This window comes from Anaeromyxobacter sp. SG64 (assembly GCF_022690745.1).
Taxonomy (GTDB): domain Bacteria; phylum Myxococcota; class Myxococcia; order Myxococcales; family Anaeromyxobacteraceae; genus Anaeromyxobacter; species Anaeromyxobacter soli.
In genome coordinates, this window is record NZ_JALCZB010000044.1 from 1 (window position 1) to 15,857 (window position 15,857).

Sequence of the window (15,857 nt, forward strand, 5' to 3'; positions counted from 1 at the left end):
TGGCGGCGGGGGGCGGCGGAGGCGCCGGGCTGGGCGCGGGCGCGGGGGCGCCCGGGCCGGGGGGAGCGCCCGCTGGCGGACGCTGCGGCGCGGGGACCTCCGGCCCGCCGGCGGACGGCGTCACGGTCAGGACGACGCGCGCGTCCTTGCGGAGGAAGCGCCGGGTGGCGGCGGAGACGTCGGCGGGGGTGAGGGCGCGGTAGCGGGCGAGGTCCTTCGCGAGGTAGCCCGGGTCGCCCGCCCGCAGGTAGTAGTCGGCGAGGGTCGCGGCGCGGCCGCCGAACCCGCCCACCGGCTCGAGCGAGAAGATCGCGCTCGACTCGATGACGTTCTTCGCGCGCTGCAGCTCCTCCGCGCTCGGAGGCTCCGCGGCGAGGCGCGCCAGCTCCTCGTCGATCTCCTTCTCGAGCCGCTCGAGCGAGATCCCCGGCTTCGGGGTGGCCACGACGAGGAACATGCCCGCGAGCGCCTGCCCGGACTGGCCCGCCGAGACGCTCTGCGCGATCCGCTCGTCCATCACGAGCCGCTTCTCGAGGCGCGCGCTCTTGCCCTCGGAGAGCACCTGGCCGGCGACGCCCAGCGCGGCGTCGCCGTCGGCGAAGAGCTTCGGCGTCTGCCACGCGATGTACAGGCGGGGGAGCTGCACGCGGTCCTGCATCGTCACGCGCTTCTCGGCCGTGATGGGCGCGGGCGCCGGCACGCTCGGCGCGGCCGGCTTCTGCTTGCCCGGGATCCCGCCGAACCACTTCTCGACGAGCGCGCGCGTCCTCGCCGGGTCGATGTCGCCGGCGATGGCGAGCACCGCGTTCTCGGGCCCGTACCAGCGCTGGAAGAACTCCTTCACGTCGCCGAGCGTCGCGGCCTCCAGGTCCTCGTGCGAGCCGATGGGCATCCAGTGGTACGGGAACTCCGGGCTCCAGAGGTTCGAGAGGATCCGCTCGTAGGCGAGCCCGTACGGCTGCATCTCGTAGTTCTCGCGCCGCTCGTTGCGCACGACGTCGCGCTGGTTGTCGAGCTTGTCCTGCGTGAGCGTGGGCAGGAGGTAGCCCATGCGGTCGGCCTCGACGAACAGCATCTGCTCGAGGGCGCTCGTCGGGACCTGCTCCCAGTACTGCGTGGTGTCCTGCGCGGTGGAGCCGTTGCCGCTCCCGCCCGCCGCGTCGAGGAGCCGGTCCGCCTCGCCCTTCGGCAGGTGCTCGGTCCCCTGGAACATGAGGTGCTCGAAGAGGTGGGCGAACCCGGTCCGCCCCTCCTTCTCGTTCTTCGAGCCGACGTCGTACTGGACGTGGACGCCGACGATGGGCGTCGTGTGATCCTCGTGGAGGATCACGGTGAGCCCGTTCTCGAGCCGGAAGAGCGTGTAGGGGATCTCGGGCGCGCTCGCGGCGTCGGCCGCGACGGCGGGAGCTTGCGCGCGCGGCAGGGCGGGGAGGAGCGCGACGGCGAGCGCGGTCGCGAGGATTCTCGGCGTCATGGCGCGGCGTTATAAGCCCCGCCTCCTCCGGCGTCACGTTCCGTAGCGGGCCCCCTCCGTACCGCCGACCCGCCGTGCGAAATATTCCCTGCTCCGCGGCGTAGACGCCCCGAACGCCTCAGCCGCCCGGCGCCCTCCGCCTTCATGCTCCGACGCTCGCTCGCGCTCCTCTCCGTCGCCTTCTCCCTTCCGGCGCTCGCCGCCGCCCCGGGCGAGCCGCTCACGGCCGCCCGCCGCACGGGGGACATCGTCCTCGACGGTCGGCTGGAGGATCCGGCCTGGGATCTCACCCCCGCCTTCGACGGCTTCGTCCAGGTCTTCCCGGCGCAGGGGGCCCCGCCGTCCGAGCGCACCGAGGTGCGCGTCCTGTTCGACGACCGGGCGCTGTACGTGGGGATCGTCGCCCACGACCGGAGCCCCGGCGAGGTGCGCCGGCCGCTCGGGCGGCGCGATCGGGCCCCGTACTCCGACGCGGTGACGGTGGTCATCGACTCGATGGGTGATCACCGCGCCGCCTACGTGTTCGAGCTCAACGCGGCCGGGGTGCAGACGGACGCGCTGCTCTTCGAGGACGACTCGTCGACGGGAGACTGGGACGCCGTGTGGGAGGCCGCCACGGCGGCCCTCCCCGACGGCTGGGGCGCCGAGCTGCGCATCCCGCTCGCCGCGCTGCGCTTCTCGAACGCGCCCGTGCAGACGTGGGGGTTCGGGGTGAAGCGAGTCATCGCGCGCCGGCACGAGGAGGTCCTCTCGGTGCTCATCCCCCGCGGCACGCGAGGGCAGATCGCGCGCCTCGGCAGCCTGGTCGGGCTGGAGGGGCTCCGGCCGGTGCAGGAGCTCGAGGTCGCCCCCTACACCGCGGCCCGGCTCGCCTTCCGCCCGCGGGTCTCGGACGTTCCGCGCCCGCGCGACGTCGATCCGGTCGGCGACGTCGGGCTCGACGTGCGCGCCTCGCTCGGGCGCGCGGTCTCGCTCCAGGGCACGCTCAACCCGGACTTCGGGCAGGTGGAGGCGGACGAGATCATCCAGAACCTCTCCACCTTCGAGATCTTCTTCCCGGAGAAGCGGCCGTTCTTCACGCAGGGCATGGACCTGTTCCAGCCGGTCGCGATCCCCAATCGCCGCTCGCCGCAGCAGCTCTTCTACTCCCGCCGCATCGGCCTCGACGCGCCCATCCTCGGGGCCGCGAAGCTCACCGGCAAGCCCTCCGACACGCTCCAGGTCGGGTTCGCGGACGCGCTCGTCACCGGCGCCGGCGCGGGGCTGCCGGAGGCGACCCCCGACCGCTCCTTCCGCTTCGACGCGGCCCAGCCGCTCCACTTCGGGCCGCGGGCCGCGCTCCCCGAGCTCGCCCCGGCGCCGCGCAACTTCCTCGCCGGCGTCGCGCGTTACCAGCCCGCGCCGTCGCGCAGCTTCGGCGCGACCTTCACCTCGGCGCTGCCCCTCGGCCCGGCCTGCTCGATCGAGGACGCCGAGAAGGACGACGAGGCCGACGACCCGCGCCTGCGCCGCCCTGCGCGCTGCGACGTGCTCGGCGGCAACGCCGCCGCGCTCGACTGGAACCTGCGCTCGCGCGACGGCGCGTGGTTCCTCCTCGGCCAGGTCACCGGCTCGCAGGCGCTCGGCGGCGCGCCGACGCGGACCGCGCCCGGCGCGCCCATCTCGCCCCGCTCGCGCACGCTCGCGGACGGGACGGTGCTCGAGGAGGGCGACCTCGGCTACGGCGCTCACGCCGCGGTCGGCCGCGTCGGGGGAGAGCCGTGGCGCTTCGAGGTCCACTGGGAGTACGAGTCACCCCAGCTCGAGCTCAACGCCCTCGGCTACCAGCGCACCCAGAACGAGCAGCTCGGGCGCGCGCTCGTGCGCTACGTCCGGCCGACCGGTGGCGGGCCGTTCCACTCCTACGCGCTCGTCACCGGCGTCGAGGGGCACCGCACCACCGACGGGCGTGGCCTCGCGCGGACGAAGCAGGTCTGGATCGGCGGCGAGGCGCAGCTCCGCACCTACCAGTGGGTCGGCTGCACCGCCCTGGCGGAGGACCGCTCCTGGGACGTGCGCGAGATCTCCGAGACCGGCGTCGCGCTCGAGAAGGCGCCGTTCACCTACGCCGAATGCTACGCCGCGCTCGACCCCTCGAGGCCCGTGTACCTCGAGGTCGCCGCCGGCAGCGGGCGCACCGCCGCGGTCGGACCCCTCGGTGCGCTCGGCTACTGGGGAACGAAGGGCATGCTCGTCGTGAGGCCGCACGCGCGGCTCGAGAGCCGCCTCGACGTTCACTACGAGGCGTCGCGCTGGCGGGCGCGGTACGTCGACGAGCCGACCCCCGGCGTCTACCGCTTCGGCGACCTCGGCGCGCCCTCGCTCTCCGTGACGGTGCGCCAGCAGCTGGTCGTCACGCCGCGGCTCACCCTCCAGGGCTACGCGCAGCTCTTCGCGTCGTACGGCGAGTTCCGCGGGTTCCGCCAGGCCGCCGCGCGGGACCGCAAGGTGACGCTCGCCTCGCTCTCGCCCGCCGAGGCGCCCCCGCCGAGCGAGAACGACTTCCGCGAGGGCGCGCTCAACCTGAACGCCGTCCTGCGCTGGGAGTACCGGCTCGGCTCCACCCTGTACCTCGTCTACACGCGCGCCCAGCGCGAGCTCGAGTGGGACGGCGCGAGCGCGCTCCCGGTCACGCTCGGCCCGCACGCGCTCGGCGCCGGGCCGGCGACCGACACCTTCCTCGTGAAGTGGACGTACTACTGGACCCGCTGACGCCCGCTGGCGAGGGGGCGGGCGGCCGTGGGGCCCCCCGGGTTGCGCCCGCCTGCCGTGGCGGTATGCTTCCTCCCACATGGCGCCCCGCTCGCAGCCGCCGCTCCGGATCCTCCTCGCCGAGGACGACGCGGCGCTCGCGAAGCTCTACGGCTCCTACGCGAGCGACCGGGGGCACGCGGTCACGTTCGCGCGCGACGGGGTCGAGACCCTCGCCGCCGCGCTGGCGCAGCTCCCGGACGTGATCCTGCTCGACGTCGCCATGCCGGCGCTCGACGGCCGCGACGTCCTCCGCCAGCTCAAGACGGACCCCCGCACCGCGGCGATCCCCGTGCTCGTCGTCTCCGCGCTGGGGGGCGACCAGCACATGCGCGATCTGCTCGTGGAGCTCGGCGCCTCGGACGTGATGGAGAAGCCGGTCGATCTCCAGATCGCGTTCAACAAGGCCGAGCGGATGGTGCGCGGCTAGCGCGGGAGCGCTCACGCCGCGGCCCGGTCCTGGGGGACGGGGCGGGCGCCGCTCACCGATCCGGCTCGATCCGCATCGCCTTCGGGATCACCACGATGCCGCTCTCGGTGACGTGGAAGCGCTTGCGATCCTGCTCGAGGTCGTAGCCGATGGTGGTGTTCGCCGGGATCTCCACGTGCTTGTCCACGATGGCGCGGCGGATCCGGCAGTGTCGGCCGATGTTCACGTTCTCGAAGAGGATCGAGTCCTCGACCAGGCTGTAGCTGTTGATGCGCACCTTGGGCGAGAGGACGCAGTGGTGGGCGTGGCCGCCGGAGATGATGCAGCCCTCCGACACGAGCGAGTCGGTGGCGTGGCCGACGCGCTGCTCCACCTCGTTGTTGAAGACGAACTTCACCGGCGGGAAGTTGTGCTGCGCCGTGAAGATGGGCCAGCGGTCGTTGTAGAGCGAGAACGACGGGTCCACGTCCACGAGGTCCATGTTGGCCTGGTAGTAGGCGTCGAGGCTGCCGACGTCGCGCCAGTACCCCGCCTCCTTCTGGCCCTGGCCGGGGACCACGTTCTTCGCGAAGTCGTAGACGTAGACGCGCTTGCTCCCGTACATCCCGGCCACGATCGACTTGCCGAAGTCGTGCGCGCTCTTGGTGTCGCCGGCGTCGCGGACGATCTCCTGCACGAGCGCGTCGGTCGTGAAGAGGTAGTTCCCCATCGAGGCGAGCGCGCGGGTGGGATCGCCGGGCATGGTCTTCACGTCGCTCTTCGGCTTCTCGACGAAGCCGATCATCCGGCCGTCGGCGTCCACCTCGATGATCCCGAACTCGCCCGCCTCGTGGACCGGCACCGGGATGGCCGCGACGGTGAGGTCCGCGCGCTTCTCCTCGTGGAACTCCAGCATCTGCCGGACGTCCATGCGGTAGATGTTGTCGGCGCCGAAGATGAAGGTGTACTCGGGCTCCTCGTCGGTGATGATGTTGAGGTTCTGGTAGATCGCGTCGGCGGAGCCCTCGAACCACTTCGGGCCGACGCGCATCTGCGCGGGGACGATCTCCACGTACTGGTCGAGCAGCGCCGTGAGCCGCCAGCCGCGCTGGATGTGGGCGTTCAGGGACTCGGACTTGTACTGCACGAGCACCTTCATCTTGAGGACGCCCGAGTTCGCGAAGTTCGACAGCACGAAGTCGATGATCCGGTAGCGGCCGCCGAAGGGGACGGCGGGCTTGGCGCGCTCCCGCGTGAGCGGGTCGAGCCGGCGCCCCTCGCCGCCGGCGAGGATCATCGCGAGAAGCTTCGCCATCGGGTCACTCCGCGTGAGGCTGGAACATCATCGAGGCTACGCACCCGCGCGAGGCGGGGCAAGGAAGCGGCCGCACCAGCGCGGCGTCGTCTCGCTCTACCGCGACGAAAGGCGCGCGAGCGAGAACGCGGACGCGGGTCGCCCCGTCAGGGCCGCGGATTCCATATTGGACCGCGCCGGGCGGTGTCGCGAGGACGTGGCGCGCTCCACGGCGGCGGCGGGGCCAGCGATCAGGCGAGCCGCAGGAGCGGCGCGTGGGCGGCCTCGTGCGCGAGGAGCCAGCGCTTCACGTCGAGGCCGCCGGCGTAGCCCGCGAGCCGCCCGCCCGCCTGCACCACCCGGTGGCAGGGGACGAGCACGGCCACCGGGTTCTCGTGGTTCGCGCCGCCCACGGCGCGCGCGGCGCCGGGCCGGCCGAGGCGGGCGGCGAGCTCGCCGTAGCCTCGGGTCTCGCCCCAGGGGATCTCGACGAGCGCGGCCCACACGGCGCGCTGGAACGGCGTCCCGCGGAGATCGAGGGCGGGCAGCACGGGCGGCCGGCCGGCGAAGTACGCGTCGAGCGCGGCGCCGGCCGCGTCGAGGTGGGCGCGGGCCTGCGCCGAGGGCCCGGGGCGCGAGCCGCCGCGGTCGCCGAAGGTCACGCCCACCACCCCCGCGTCGGTCGCCTCGACGCCCAGGATGCCGATGGGGGAGCGGTACCGGAGGCGTGCGGTCACGCCTCGAACTCTACCGCACCGCGGCCGCGGCGGTCACCGCCGCCCCCGCCTGCTCCGCCGCGCGGCCGCCCGCCGCCGGGGGAGCGAAGCGCGCCAGCACCGCCGCGATCTCGGCGTTCACGTCGCGGAGCAGCTCCGCCTTCTCCCGGAACGGCAGGAACGCGCTCTTGAACCCCTGCACGAGGAGCGTGCAGAGGTCCTCCAGCGTGAAGCCCATCTTCTCGTGGGCGAGGCGCAGCTCCTTCGTGAGGCTCGTGTCCGTGATGAGCCGGTTGTCCGTGTTGAGGGTCACCCGCAGCCCGAAGTCGAAGTAGAACTTGAGCGGGTGGCTCGCGTAGTCGGCGACCGAGCGCGTCTGCACGTTCGAGGACGGGCACATCTCGAGCGGGATGCGGTGGTCGTTCAGGTAGTTGAGCAGGTCGCCGTTCTCGCGCAGCCGCACGCCGTGGCCGATGCGATGGGCGCCGCAGGTGTGGACCGCCTGGGCGATCGACTCGGGGCCGAACGCCTCGCCGGCGTGGATCGTCACGTTCACGTTGTTGTCGAGGATGAGCTGCACCGCCTCGCGGTGGCGGCGCGCGGGGTGCCCCTCCTCCGCGCCGGCGAGGTCGAACCCGACCACGCCCTTGCCCTTGTAGGCCACGGCGAGCTCGGCGAGCCGCACCGAGGTCTGCGGGTCGATGTGGCGGATCCCGCAGATGATCACGTTCGAGCGGATGCCGGTCGCCCGGTTCGCCGCGCGCAGGCCGTCGAGCACGGCGTCCACGATCGCGGTGGGCTTGAGCCCCTGTCGCGTGTGGAGGACCGGCGAGTAGCGCACCTCGAGGTAACGCACGTTCTCGGCCGCGCAGTCGAGCGCGAGCTCGTGGGCCACCCGCCGCAGCGCGTCCTCCGTCTGGAGCACCGAGAGCGTCACGTCGAAGGCGGTGAGGTAGTCCTCGAGCGACTCGCACTGCTCGCCCATCCGCACCGCGCGGGCGAGCCCCTCGGGCGTGTCCGCCGGGAGGTGCACGCCCTGCGCCTCCCCGAGCTCGAGCAGGGTGCCGAGGCGCATCGAGCCGTCGAGGTGGCAGTGCAGGTCGGTCTTCGGCAGCGCCCGGAGCAGCTCGTCGGTCACGGGAATCGGCGCGGCGCCAGTCTTCGCGGTCATGCCCGAAGCTTAAGCCCGGCGGGGGCTCGACGGCGATGACCTGCCCGGTCGCCTGCTCCCCGAGGTGCGGCGCTCCCCGCCCGGCGTCTGGTGGATCCGCGCACCTGGATCGCACCTTCCACGGGTGAACAGGCGAGCCCCGCTGCCCATGGCGTTCCTCCTCGCGCTCGCCTGCACCGGCGCAGGCGAGCCGCCCGCCACCACGCCGCCCCAGGTCGAGCCGCCTCCCTACCAGCAGCTCCCCCCGCCCGGTCCGTCCTGGCCCGCGGCCGCGCCGGGCGAGCTCCCCTCCCCCGAGGTCCGCCTCCGCCGCCTCGACGTCACGCTCGCGGCGAGCGACCTCGCCGCGCTCGACGCGAACCCGTACTGGGACGTCATGTATCCGGCGACGGTGAAGCTCGACGGCCGGGAGGCGAAGGGGCTCGTGCGCTACCGCGGCGCCTCCTCGCGCACGCGGCCGCAGAAGAGCTGGCGCATCGACCTCGACCCCGGCTACGCGCTCGAGGGGCGGGACCGGTTCGCGCTGCTCGCGGAGTACGACGACGCGGCGAAGCTCGTCGAGCGGTTCGCGGTGGATCTCTACCGGGTCCTCGGCCTCCCCGTCCCGTACGCGCGCTTCGTGAAGCTCACCGTGAACGGCGAGTACCGCGGGGTGTTCCTCGACATGGAGCGCGTGGGAGGCGAGTACCTCGTCCACCACGGCCAGGAGCCGGACGCCTCCATCTACCGCTGCGGGGGGCGCAACTGCGAGCTGAAGCAGCAGCCGCGCTTCGAGGCCTCCTACCAGCAGGACTTCACGAAGACCCGCAACGAGGCGCTCCCGTGGGACGACCTGGATCGCTTCCTCGAGGTGGTCAGCCGGACCGACGACGCGGACCTCGAGCGGCGGCTCGGCGAGGTCATGGACCTCGACGCCTACCTCGGGAACCTCGCCGCGGACGAGCTCATCGCGAACACCGTCCTCGAGGACGCCCGCGCGTACTGGGTGCACGAGCTGCACCGCGACGTCTGGACCTACGTGCCGTGGGACCTCAACAACGCGCAGCCCTACTGGTCGCGCGACCTCTCCGCCGGCGCGCCGCTCGGCGGCGTCTGGCGCGAGGCGCAGATCTTCTCGATCTACGACGACGCCGTGAAGCGGATCTACGACGTGCGCGTGAACGAGCGCGCGGGCCAGAAGCCGACCTGGAGCGTGCTCGCGACGCGCGTCTGGGATCACCCCGCCCTGCGCGCGCGCCTGCTCGCGAGGCTCGAGTCCGCCCTCCAGGGCGTCTTCACGCCGGAGCGGGTCGGCCCCTACCTCGACGCGCTCTGGGCGGCGGTCGGCCCCGAGATCCTGGGCGATCCGTTCGTGGACGCGGCGCGCGCCGCGACGGAGCCGGCCCGCCTCCTGGCGTTCGTCCGCGACCGCCGCAGCGTGCTCCTCTCCCGCCTGCCCGCGCTCCGCGCGCACGGCTCGGGGCCGCTCGTCGTGAACGAGCTCGGGCTCCCGGGTGCCACCGGGCCGGGCTACGTCGAGCTCTACAACCGCGGCGACGCAGACCTCGACCTCTCGGGCGCGCAGGTGACGGACGACCTGCGCGTCCCCGCCAAGTACGCGCTGCCCGCGGGCACGGTCCTGCCCGGCCACGGCCACCTCGTGCTCGTCGCGGACGGGACGCCCTGGCCCCCGCCGCCTCCCGATCCGGCGCTGCCGCCGGATCCCACCGCGGGGCCTCCGCACCTGCCGTTCGTCCTCTCCACCTCGGGCGGCGAGCTCGGCGTGTTCCCGGCGGGCACCATCCACGCTCCGTACGACCTCGTCTACTTCGGCCCGCGCGCGAGCGGCAGCGCCTACGGCCGGACGAGCGACGGCGCCGAGACGTTCGCGAACGTCGCGCGCACTCCGGGGGCCGCGAACTAAACGGCGCCGATCATGATTCACGAACAGGCGAGCGAAGCGAGCCCGCCGGGGCGCTGCCGCGGAAGCGGCGAAGCCGCTCGCGGCGGCGCGCGGGACCCGGCTGTCGGGGTGGGGCATCGATCGGTACGCGCGCACGAGCGCGCGGAGCTTCGCTCGGCGGGGCGGGGGCGGCAGCCCCCGTTAGACGGCCGACAGGAAGCGGGCGAGGACGCGCTTCTCGCCGACCTCGTCGAAGACGACGGTCACCTTCGCGCCGGCGCCCGCGCCCTCGCAGGCGAGCACGGTCCCCTCGCCGAGCGAGGCGTGGAGGACGCGCGTGCCGCGCGGGAGCGTGCCGCTCGTCTCCGCCCGCTGGTCGAAGGAGTAGTCCACCACCGGCCCCTGGCGCTGGGGCGCCGTCCGGCGCGGCGGCGGGGTCTCGCGCGGGCCGTCGTCCTCGAGCTCGATGTGCGGCTCGCCCGGGAGCGAGCCCGGCGGGCGGCGGATGACGGGGCCGCGCGCGGCGGGCGCGGCGGACGGCGCGATCCGGTGGGCGAGCCCGAACAGCTCCGGCGGCAGGTCCGCGAGGAAGCGCGAGGGCTCCATCGAGCGGTACGAGGGGCCGCCCTCGCCGTAGCCGATGCGGCGGCGCGCGAGCGAGAGGGTGAGCCGCTTCTTCGCCCGCGTCATGCCCACGTAGCAGAGCCGCCGCTCCTCGTCCTCGGCGGCCTCGCGCTCGGCGGGGCCCGCGTCGGACCAGGGCCGCTCGTAGGGCAAGGTCCCGTCCTCGAGGCCGGCGAGGAACACGGCCTCGAACTCGAGGCCCTTCGCGGCGTGCAGCGTCATGAGCGAGACGCGCCCCTCCGGCGTCTCGGCGTCGGCCTCGCCGAGGAGCGCGATCTGCTCGAGGAAGCGCGCGAGCGGCGGCGGCCGGACGTCGTCCGGATCGCGCGGCGGCGGCTCGCCGAGGAGCGACTCGTCGAACTCGCGCGCCGCGGCGACGAGCTCGACGAGGTTCTCCGCGCGCTCGACCGCCTCGTCGGTGTGCTCCTCCTCGAGCCGCGCGAGGAGCCCCGAGCGCTTCAGCGCCTCCTGCACGGCGATCCCCGCGTCGAGGGCGGGGACGTCGGCGGCGAGGCCCGCGACGAGCGCGTGGAACTCGGCGAGGGCGCGCCGCGCGGCGGGCTTCAGGTCCTCGACCGCGTCGCGGTCGGCGATGGCGTCGAAGAGCGAGATCCCCCGCGCCTGGGCGTGCGCGCGGAGCCGCTCGACGGTCTTCTCGCCGATGCCGCGCGGCGGCCGGTTCACCACCCGCTCGAGGTCGAGGTCGCTCCGGGGCGAGAGGGAGAGGCGCAGGTAGGCGGCCGCGTCGCGCACCTCGGCCCGCTCGTAGAAGCTCGTGCCGCGGACGATCACGTACGGCACGCGCGCCGCGCGCAGCGCCGCCTCGAGCGGCCGCGACTGCGCGTTCGTGCGGTAGAGCACGGCGATCTCGTCGCCGGCGGTGCCGCGCGCGCGCTCCGTCTGCACCGCGCGCGCGATGCGCTCCGCCTCGTCGTGCTCGTCCTGGCCGACGACGAGGGCGAGCGGCTCGCCCGCGCCGCTCTCGGTCCAGAGCCGCTTCTCGCGCCGGCGCCGCGCCTTCGAGATGACGGCGTGCGCCGCGTCGAGGACCGTGCGCGTGGAGCGGTAGTTCTGCTCGAGCTTCACGACGCGGGCGCCGGGGAAGCCCTGGTCGAACTCGAGGATGTTCGTCACGTCGGCGCCGCGCCAGCGGTAGATGGCCTGGTCGTCGTCCCCCACCACGCAGACGTTCCGCTTCTCGTTCGTGAGGAGCTTGAGGAGCCGGTACTGCGCGGCGTTCGTGTCCTGGAACTCGTCCACGAGCAGGTGGCGGAAGCGGCCCGACCAGGTGCGGCGCACGGCCGGGTCCTCCTCGAGGAGCCGCACCGGGCGCAGCAGGAGGTCGCCGAAGTCCACCGCGCCGGCGCGCGCGAGGGCGGCCTCGAAGCGGCCGTAGACCTCCCGCGCGAGCTGCCCCTCCACGTCGTACTCGCCGATGACGACCTCGTCCGGGCGCAGCGCCGCGTTCTTCCAGCGGTCGATGCGCGAGAGCGCCTGCCGCGCGGTGAGCGGCTCGCCGTCCTCGACGCGCAGCTCCTGGAAGATGCGCTTCACGAGCCGGATCTGGTCGTCGTCGTCGTAGATGGCGAAGGAGGGCGGCAGGCCGGCGCGCGCCGCCTCGCGCCGGAGGAAGCGGGCCCCGAAGGCGTGGAACGTCTGCACCCAGAGCTCGTTCGCCTGGACGCCGAGCAGCCGCTCGAGCCGCTCTCGCATCTCGCCCGCCGCCTTGTTCGTGAAGGTCATGGCGAGGATGTGCCAGGGCATCACCCGCTCGTCGCGCACGAGCCGGGCGATGCGGTGGACGATGACGCGCGTCTTGCCGCTGCCGGCGCCGGCGAGGACGAGGAGCGGGCCCTCGCCGTGGAGCACGGCCTCGCGCTGGGCGTCGTTCAGGCCCTCGAGGAGCGGGTCGGACGTCGACATGGGGTCGGGAAGGATAATCGAAGCGGGCCCGGACCGCGCGGGGCGAGGGCCCCGAGGCGAAAGCTCAGCCCCGGGCGGCGGTGCGCTTCGCCTTGCGCGCGGGCTTCTTCCGCGCGGGCGCGCCGTACTGGTAGTCGGACTCGCTCCGCTCCACCTGCTCGAGCACCCGCGGCTCGCCGCCGCCCTCCGCGACCGTCGCCCGCACCGAGCGCGTCCACACGAAGCGGTGGGGGAGCAGCGTCGCCGGCTCGGTGACGAGCACGAGCTCGTTCTCCACGACGAGCTCGCGGAGCGCGTCCTCGGGGAGCCTCGCCTCGGGCCCGGCCAGCTTCGCGACCACCGCCCGCGCGAGGCCCGGGAGCGCGGCCGGATCCGGCGCCGCGCGCAGCGTGATCTCGACGCAGCGCTCCTCGTGATCGCGCGCCGAGCACGGCACCCTGCGCCGCACGGAGAACTCCTGCTCGAAGTCCGCTCTCGTGCCGAGGAGCGGCACCTCCGCCTCGGTCCTCATGCCGTAGCGCTCGCCGAGCTCGAGGTCCGCGCCGATCCAGAACCCGACCGCGAGGTTCCACATCTCGCGCGCCTGCGCCTGCGTGGCCGCCTCGGCGAAGGCGAGCGCGCGCTCCCGCTGATCGTCGGGGACCGACCCCTCGAGCATGCGCGCCATCCCGGGCCGCAGCGCCTCCACGCCCTCCAGGGCGACGAACTCGCCCTCCGGCGACACCACCTGCACCACGGACTCCGCCGCCCGCAGGATCCCGTCCACCGCCGCCGGCGGGCCCGGGTACGGGGCGTCGCCCTCCCACGAGGTGCCTCGGGTGGAGATGCGGAGCGCGCCGCCGGCCTGCTCGAGGCGCTGGGTGAACCGCGTGATCGTCGTGCTGGGCGGCAGGCCGGTGCGGTGCCGCGTCCTCCGCTGCGTCGCCTGCACCTCGGCCGCGGCCGGCCAGGCGAAGCGCAGGCGGACGACGTCGGAGCCGCTCGCCCCGGGAGCGGGCGCAGGCTCGGGCGCGGACTGCCCGCTCGCCCGGGGAGCCTCGCGCGCGGGGGCCCCCGTCCTGCGGGGCGCGGGCCGGTCCTTCGCGCGCGCCGCACCGGCGGTGAGAGCGAGGGAGAACACGAGCACGACGGCCGCGCGGGCGAGGCTTCGCATGGGCGGCCGAGGCTACCACGGGGCCGTCGCGTCACGATCCGCGGCTCGCGGGTCTCTCACCCCGGGGAGCGCGCCGCGGACAGGTCCGCAGCCGGTCCGCGGCCTCGCGCTTCCCGTCCGGCGCCGAACGCGTCGGGCGGAGCGGGTGGGGAGCCCGGAGCCAGGGAGCCGGGTTCCCGCCCCTCCACGCCGGCGCGAGGAGTAGATTCCCCGCGTGGCGCCTCCCGTCCGCATCGTCCCGCTCGGAGGCCTCGGCGAGATCGGCATGAACTGCATGGCGATCGAGGCCGACGGCCGGATCGCCGTGGTCGACTGCGGCATCCTCTTCCCGAACGAGCCGATCGGCGTCGACCTCATCGCCCCCGACCTCGGCTGGCTGCGCGAGCGGCGCGAGCAGGTGGGCGCCATCTACCTGACGCACGGGCACGAGGACCACATCGGCGCGCTACCCTTCCTGCTCCGGGACGTGAAGGCGCCGGTGTACGGGACGCGCTTCACGCTCGCGCTCCTGCGCCCGCGGCTCGACGAGGCGGGCGTCGCAGCGGACCTGCGCGAGGTCGCGCCCGGCGACCTGCGGCCGGCGGGGGAGGCGTCGCCGCTCGCGGCCGAGTTCTACGCCGTCACCCACTCCATCCCCGACGCGTGCGGCCTCGCCTTCTCCACGCCGCAGGGGACGATCGTCCACTCCGGCGACTTCAAGATCGACCCGCGGCCCATCGCCGGGCCCGGCTTCGACCTCGCCCGCGTCGAGGCGCTCGGCGCGCGCGGGGTGCGGCTCCTCCTCTCCGACTCGACGAACTCGGAGCGCCCCGGCTCCTCGCTCTCCGAGGCGGAGGTCGGCGCCGCGCTCGAGGAGGCCTTCGAGCGCGCTCCCGGGCGCGTCTTCGTCGCCTGCTTCGCCTCCAACATCCACCGCATCCAGCAGGTCGCGAACGCCGCCCGCGCCTTCGGCCGCCGCCTGGCGCTCCTCGGCCGCTCGATGGAGTCGAACGTCCGGCTCGCCCAGTCGCTCGGGTACCTCGACCTGCCCGCCTGGATGCCGGTCGGCTTCCCCGAGGCGCGCGAGCTGCCGCCGAAGGAGCTGTGCGTCCTCACCACCGGCACCCAGGGTGAGCCGCGGAGCGCCCTCTCTCGGCTCGCGCGCGGCGAGCACCCCGACCTCGACCTCGCGCCTGGCGACCTCGTCATCCTCTCCTCGCGCTTCATCCCCGGCAACGAGGTCGCGGTGGGCGAGGTCGTGAACGCGCTCTGCCGCCGCGGCGCCCAGGTGGCCTACGAGGGGCTGCGGCCGCTCCACGTCTCCGGCCACGCGCAGGAGGCCGAGCAGCGGCGCCTCATCGCGCTCGCCCGCCCCGAGCACTTCGTGCCCATTCACGGTGAGTACCGCCACCTCGCCCGCCACGCCGCCCACGCCGCCTCCGAGGGCGTGCGCGGGCGTCACCTGCTCCTCGACGGGCAGGTGCTCGAGCTCGGCGACGGCGGGGTGAGCGTGCTCGCGGAGCCGGTCCCGGTGGGGCGCGTCTACACCGACCGCGACGCGCTGCTCGGGCAGGACATCGGCGCGATGGTGGTGAAGGACAGGCGCCTGCTCGCGGAGGCGGGGCTCTGCATCGCGGTGCTCGTCGTGGACAAGGCGACCGGCGCGGTGATACGCGGGCCCGAGCTCTTCGCCCGCGGCGTCGCCGGGTTCGAGGGGGCGGAGGACGAGCTCCGGGCGGAGGCGCTGCGCGCGCTCGACGAGCTCACGCCGCAGGCCCGCCTCTCCGTCGAGGAGGTGCAGGAGACGCTCCGGGTCGCGGTCCGCCGCTCGCTGAAGCGGGCTACGGGGAAGCGGCCCACGGTGCTGCCGGTGGTGCTGGAGCTCTAAGGCGCGGCGACGCGCGGGGAGGAACAGCGGTCTATGCCGAGCTTCGACGTGGTCTCCGAGCTGAACCTCATGGAGGTGGAGAACGCCTTCAACCAGGCGCGGAAGGAGATCCTCCAGCGCTTCGACTTCAAGGGCACGAACACGGACCTCGAGCGCGACAAGGACCTGCACGTCGTCGTGAAGGCGGCCTCCGAGGGGCGCGCCGAGGCGGCCCTGCAGGTGCTCATGGAGAAGCTCGCGAAGCGAGGCGTCCCGCTCGAGGGCCTCGACCCGCAGAAAGTCGAGCCCGCCTCCGGCGGCTCGGTGCGACAGCTCGTGAAGCTGAAGCGCGGGCTCAAGCAGGAGGACGCGAAGAAGATCGTGGCGCTCGTGAAGGAGAGCGGGCTCAAGGTGCAGGCGGCGATCCAGGGGGAGGCGGTGCGGATCACCGGGAAGAAGAAGGACGACCTGCAGGCGGCGATGCAGGCCATCCGCGGCGCAGCGCTCGGCGTCCCGCTGCAGTTCCAGAACTTCAGGGAGTGAGAGACCTACCCCCCGCCCGCCCGCTCACCGCG

Annotated in this window: 11 protein-coding genes; 5 read left to right on the forward strand and 6 right to left on the reverse strand. The window is 74.1% G+C overall.

Annotated features, from left to right (window positions below; genetic code table 11):
• The coding region (locus MNZ29_RS14090) for a pitrilysin family protein (protein WP_242355609.1) at window positions 1–1,474 on the reverse strand (1,474 nt) is incomplete at its 3' end.
• Window positions 1,475–1,618: 144 nt separating this feature from the next.
• Here MNZ29_RS14090 and MNZ29_RS14095 point away from each other — a divergent pair.
• Together MNZ29_RS14095 and MNZ29_RS14100 are read left to right on the forward strand one after the other, a co-directional pair.
• Complete coding sequence (locus MNZ29_RS14095; protein ID WP_242338662.1) at window positions 1,619–4,225, forward strand: DUF5916 domain-containing protein; 2,607 nt, start codon at window positions 1,619–1,621, stop codon at window positions 4,223–4,225.
• A gap of 79 nt (window positions 4,226–4,304) precedes the next feature.
• Window positions 4,305–4,694 carry a response regulator transcription factor gene (locus MNZ29_RS14100; protein WP_242338664.1) on the forward strand — a complete coding sequence of 130 codons (390 nt, stop codon included), beginning with the start codon at window positions 4,305–4,307 and terminating at the stop codon, window positions 4,692–4,694.
• 52 nt (window positions 4,695–4,746) lie between these two features.
• Here MNZ29_RS14100 and glgC read toward each other — a convergent pair whose 3' ends face one another.
• The 3 genes from glgC to add all read right to left on the reverse strand — a co-directional run bounded on the left by glgC (window position 4,747) and on the right by add (window position 7,854).
• Window positions 4,747–5,988: a glucose-1-phosphate adenylyltransferase gene (gene glgC, locus MNZ29_RS14105; protein WP_242338666.1), complete on the reverse strand. Its 1,242-nt coding sequence runs from the start codon at window positions 5,986–5,988 to the stop codon at window positions 4,747–4,749.
• A gap of 230 nt (window positions 5,989–6,218) precedes the next feature.
• Complete coding sequence (locus MNZ29_RS14110; protein ID WP_242355611.1) at window positions 6,219–6,704, reverse strand: methylated-DNA--[protein]-cysteine S-methyltransferase; 486 nt, start codon at window positions 6,702–6,704, stop codon at window positions 6,219–6,221.
• 10 nt (window positions 6,705–6,714) lie between these two features.
• Window positions 6,715–7,854 carry an adenosine deaminase gene (gene add / locus MNZ29_RS14115; protein ID WP_242338670.1) on the reverse strand — a complete coding sequence of 380 codons (1,140 nt, stop codon included), beginning with the start codon at window positions 7,852–7,854 and terminating at the stop codon, window positions 6,715–6,717.
• A 148-nt stretch (window positions 7,855–8,002) separates the two neighbouring features.
• Here add and MNZ29_RS24535 point away from each other — a divergent pair, with 148 nt between their 5' ends.
• Window positions 8,003–9,757: a CotH kinase family protein gene (locus MNZ29_RS24535; protein ID WP_277957292.1), complete on the forward strand. Its 1,755-nt coding sequence runs from the start codon at window positions 8,003–8,005 to the stop codon at window positions 9,755–9,757.
• A gap of 180 nt (window positions 9,758–9,937) precedes the next feature.
• On the opposite strand, the gene MNZ29_RS14125 is transcribed toward MNZ29_RS24535, so the two are convergent.
• A complete protein-coding gene (locus MNZ29_RS14125; protein WP_242338672.1) occupies window positions 9,938–12,283 on the reverse strand; it encodes an ATP-dependent helicase in 2,346 nt (781 codons plus the stop codon).
• A 64-nt stretch (window positions 12,284–12,347) separates the two neighbouring features.
• Window positions 12,348–13,436, reverse strand: a complete 1,089-nt coding sequence (locus MNZ29_RS14130) for a hypothetical protein (RefSeq protein WP_242355613.1) — start codon at window positions 13,434–13,436, stop codon at window positions 12,348–12,350.
• Between the two features lie 214 nt (window positions 13,437–13,650).
• Here MNZ29_RS14130 and MNZ29_RS14135 point away from each other — a divergent pair, with 214 nt between their 5' ends.
• Both MNZ29_RS14135 and MNZ29_RS14140 read left to right on the forward strand, forming a co-directional pair.
• Entirely contained in the window at window positions 13,651–15,303 is a 1,653-nt protein-coding gene (locus MNZ29_RS14135) for a ribonuclease J (RefSeq protein WP_242338676.1), read from the forward strand.
• A gap of 33 nt (window positions 15,304–15,336) precedes the next feature.
• Window positions 15,337–15,825: a YajQ family cyclic di-GMP-binding protein gene (locus tag MNZ29_RS14140; protein WP_242338678.1), complete on the forward strand. Its 489-nt coding sequence runs from the start codon at window positions 15,337–15,339 to the stop codon at window positions 15,823–15,825.
• Window positions 15,826–15,857: the final 32 nt, after the last annotated feature.

Excerpts from the sequence above, each read along its gene's own strand:
- MNZ29_RS24535 (WP_277957292.1), top strand. The coding sequence starts at position 8,003 with ATGGCGTTCCTCCTCGCGCTCGCCTGCACCGGCGCAGGCGAGCCGCCC.
- MNZ29_RS14130 (WP_242355613.1), bottom strand. The coding sequence starts at position 13,436 with ATGCGAAGCCTCGCCCGCGCGGCCGTCGTGCTCGTGTTCTCCCTCGCT.
- MNZ29_RS14140 (WP_242338678.1), top strand. The coding sequence starts at position 15,337 with ATGCCGAGCTTCGACGTGGTCTCCGAGCTGAACCTCATGGAGGTGGAG.
- glgC (WP_242338666.1), bottom strand. The coding sequence starts at position 5,988 with ATGGCGAAGCTTCTCGCGATGATCCTCGCCGGCGGCGAGGGGCGCCGG.
- MNZ29_RS14095 (WP_242338662.1), top strand. The coding sequence starts at position 1,619 with ATGCTCCGACGCTCGCTCGCGCTCCTCTCCGTCGCCTTCTCCCTTCCG.
- add (WP_242338670.1), bottom strand. The coding sequence starts at position 7,854 with ATGACCGCGAAGACTGGCGCCGCGCCGATTCCCGTGACCGACGAGCTG.
- MNZ29_RS14125 (WP_242338672.1), bottom strand. The coding sequence starts at position 12,283 with ATGTCGACGTCCGACCCGCTCCTCGAGGGCCTGAACGACGCCCAGCGC.
- MNZ29_RS14100 (WP_242338664.1), top strand. The coding sequence starts at position 4,305 with ATGGCGCCCCGCTCGCAGCCGCCGCTCCGGATCCTCCTCGCCGAGGAC.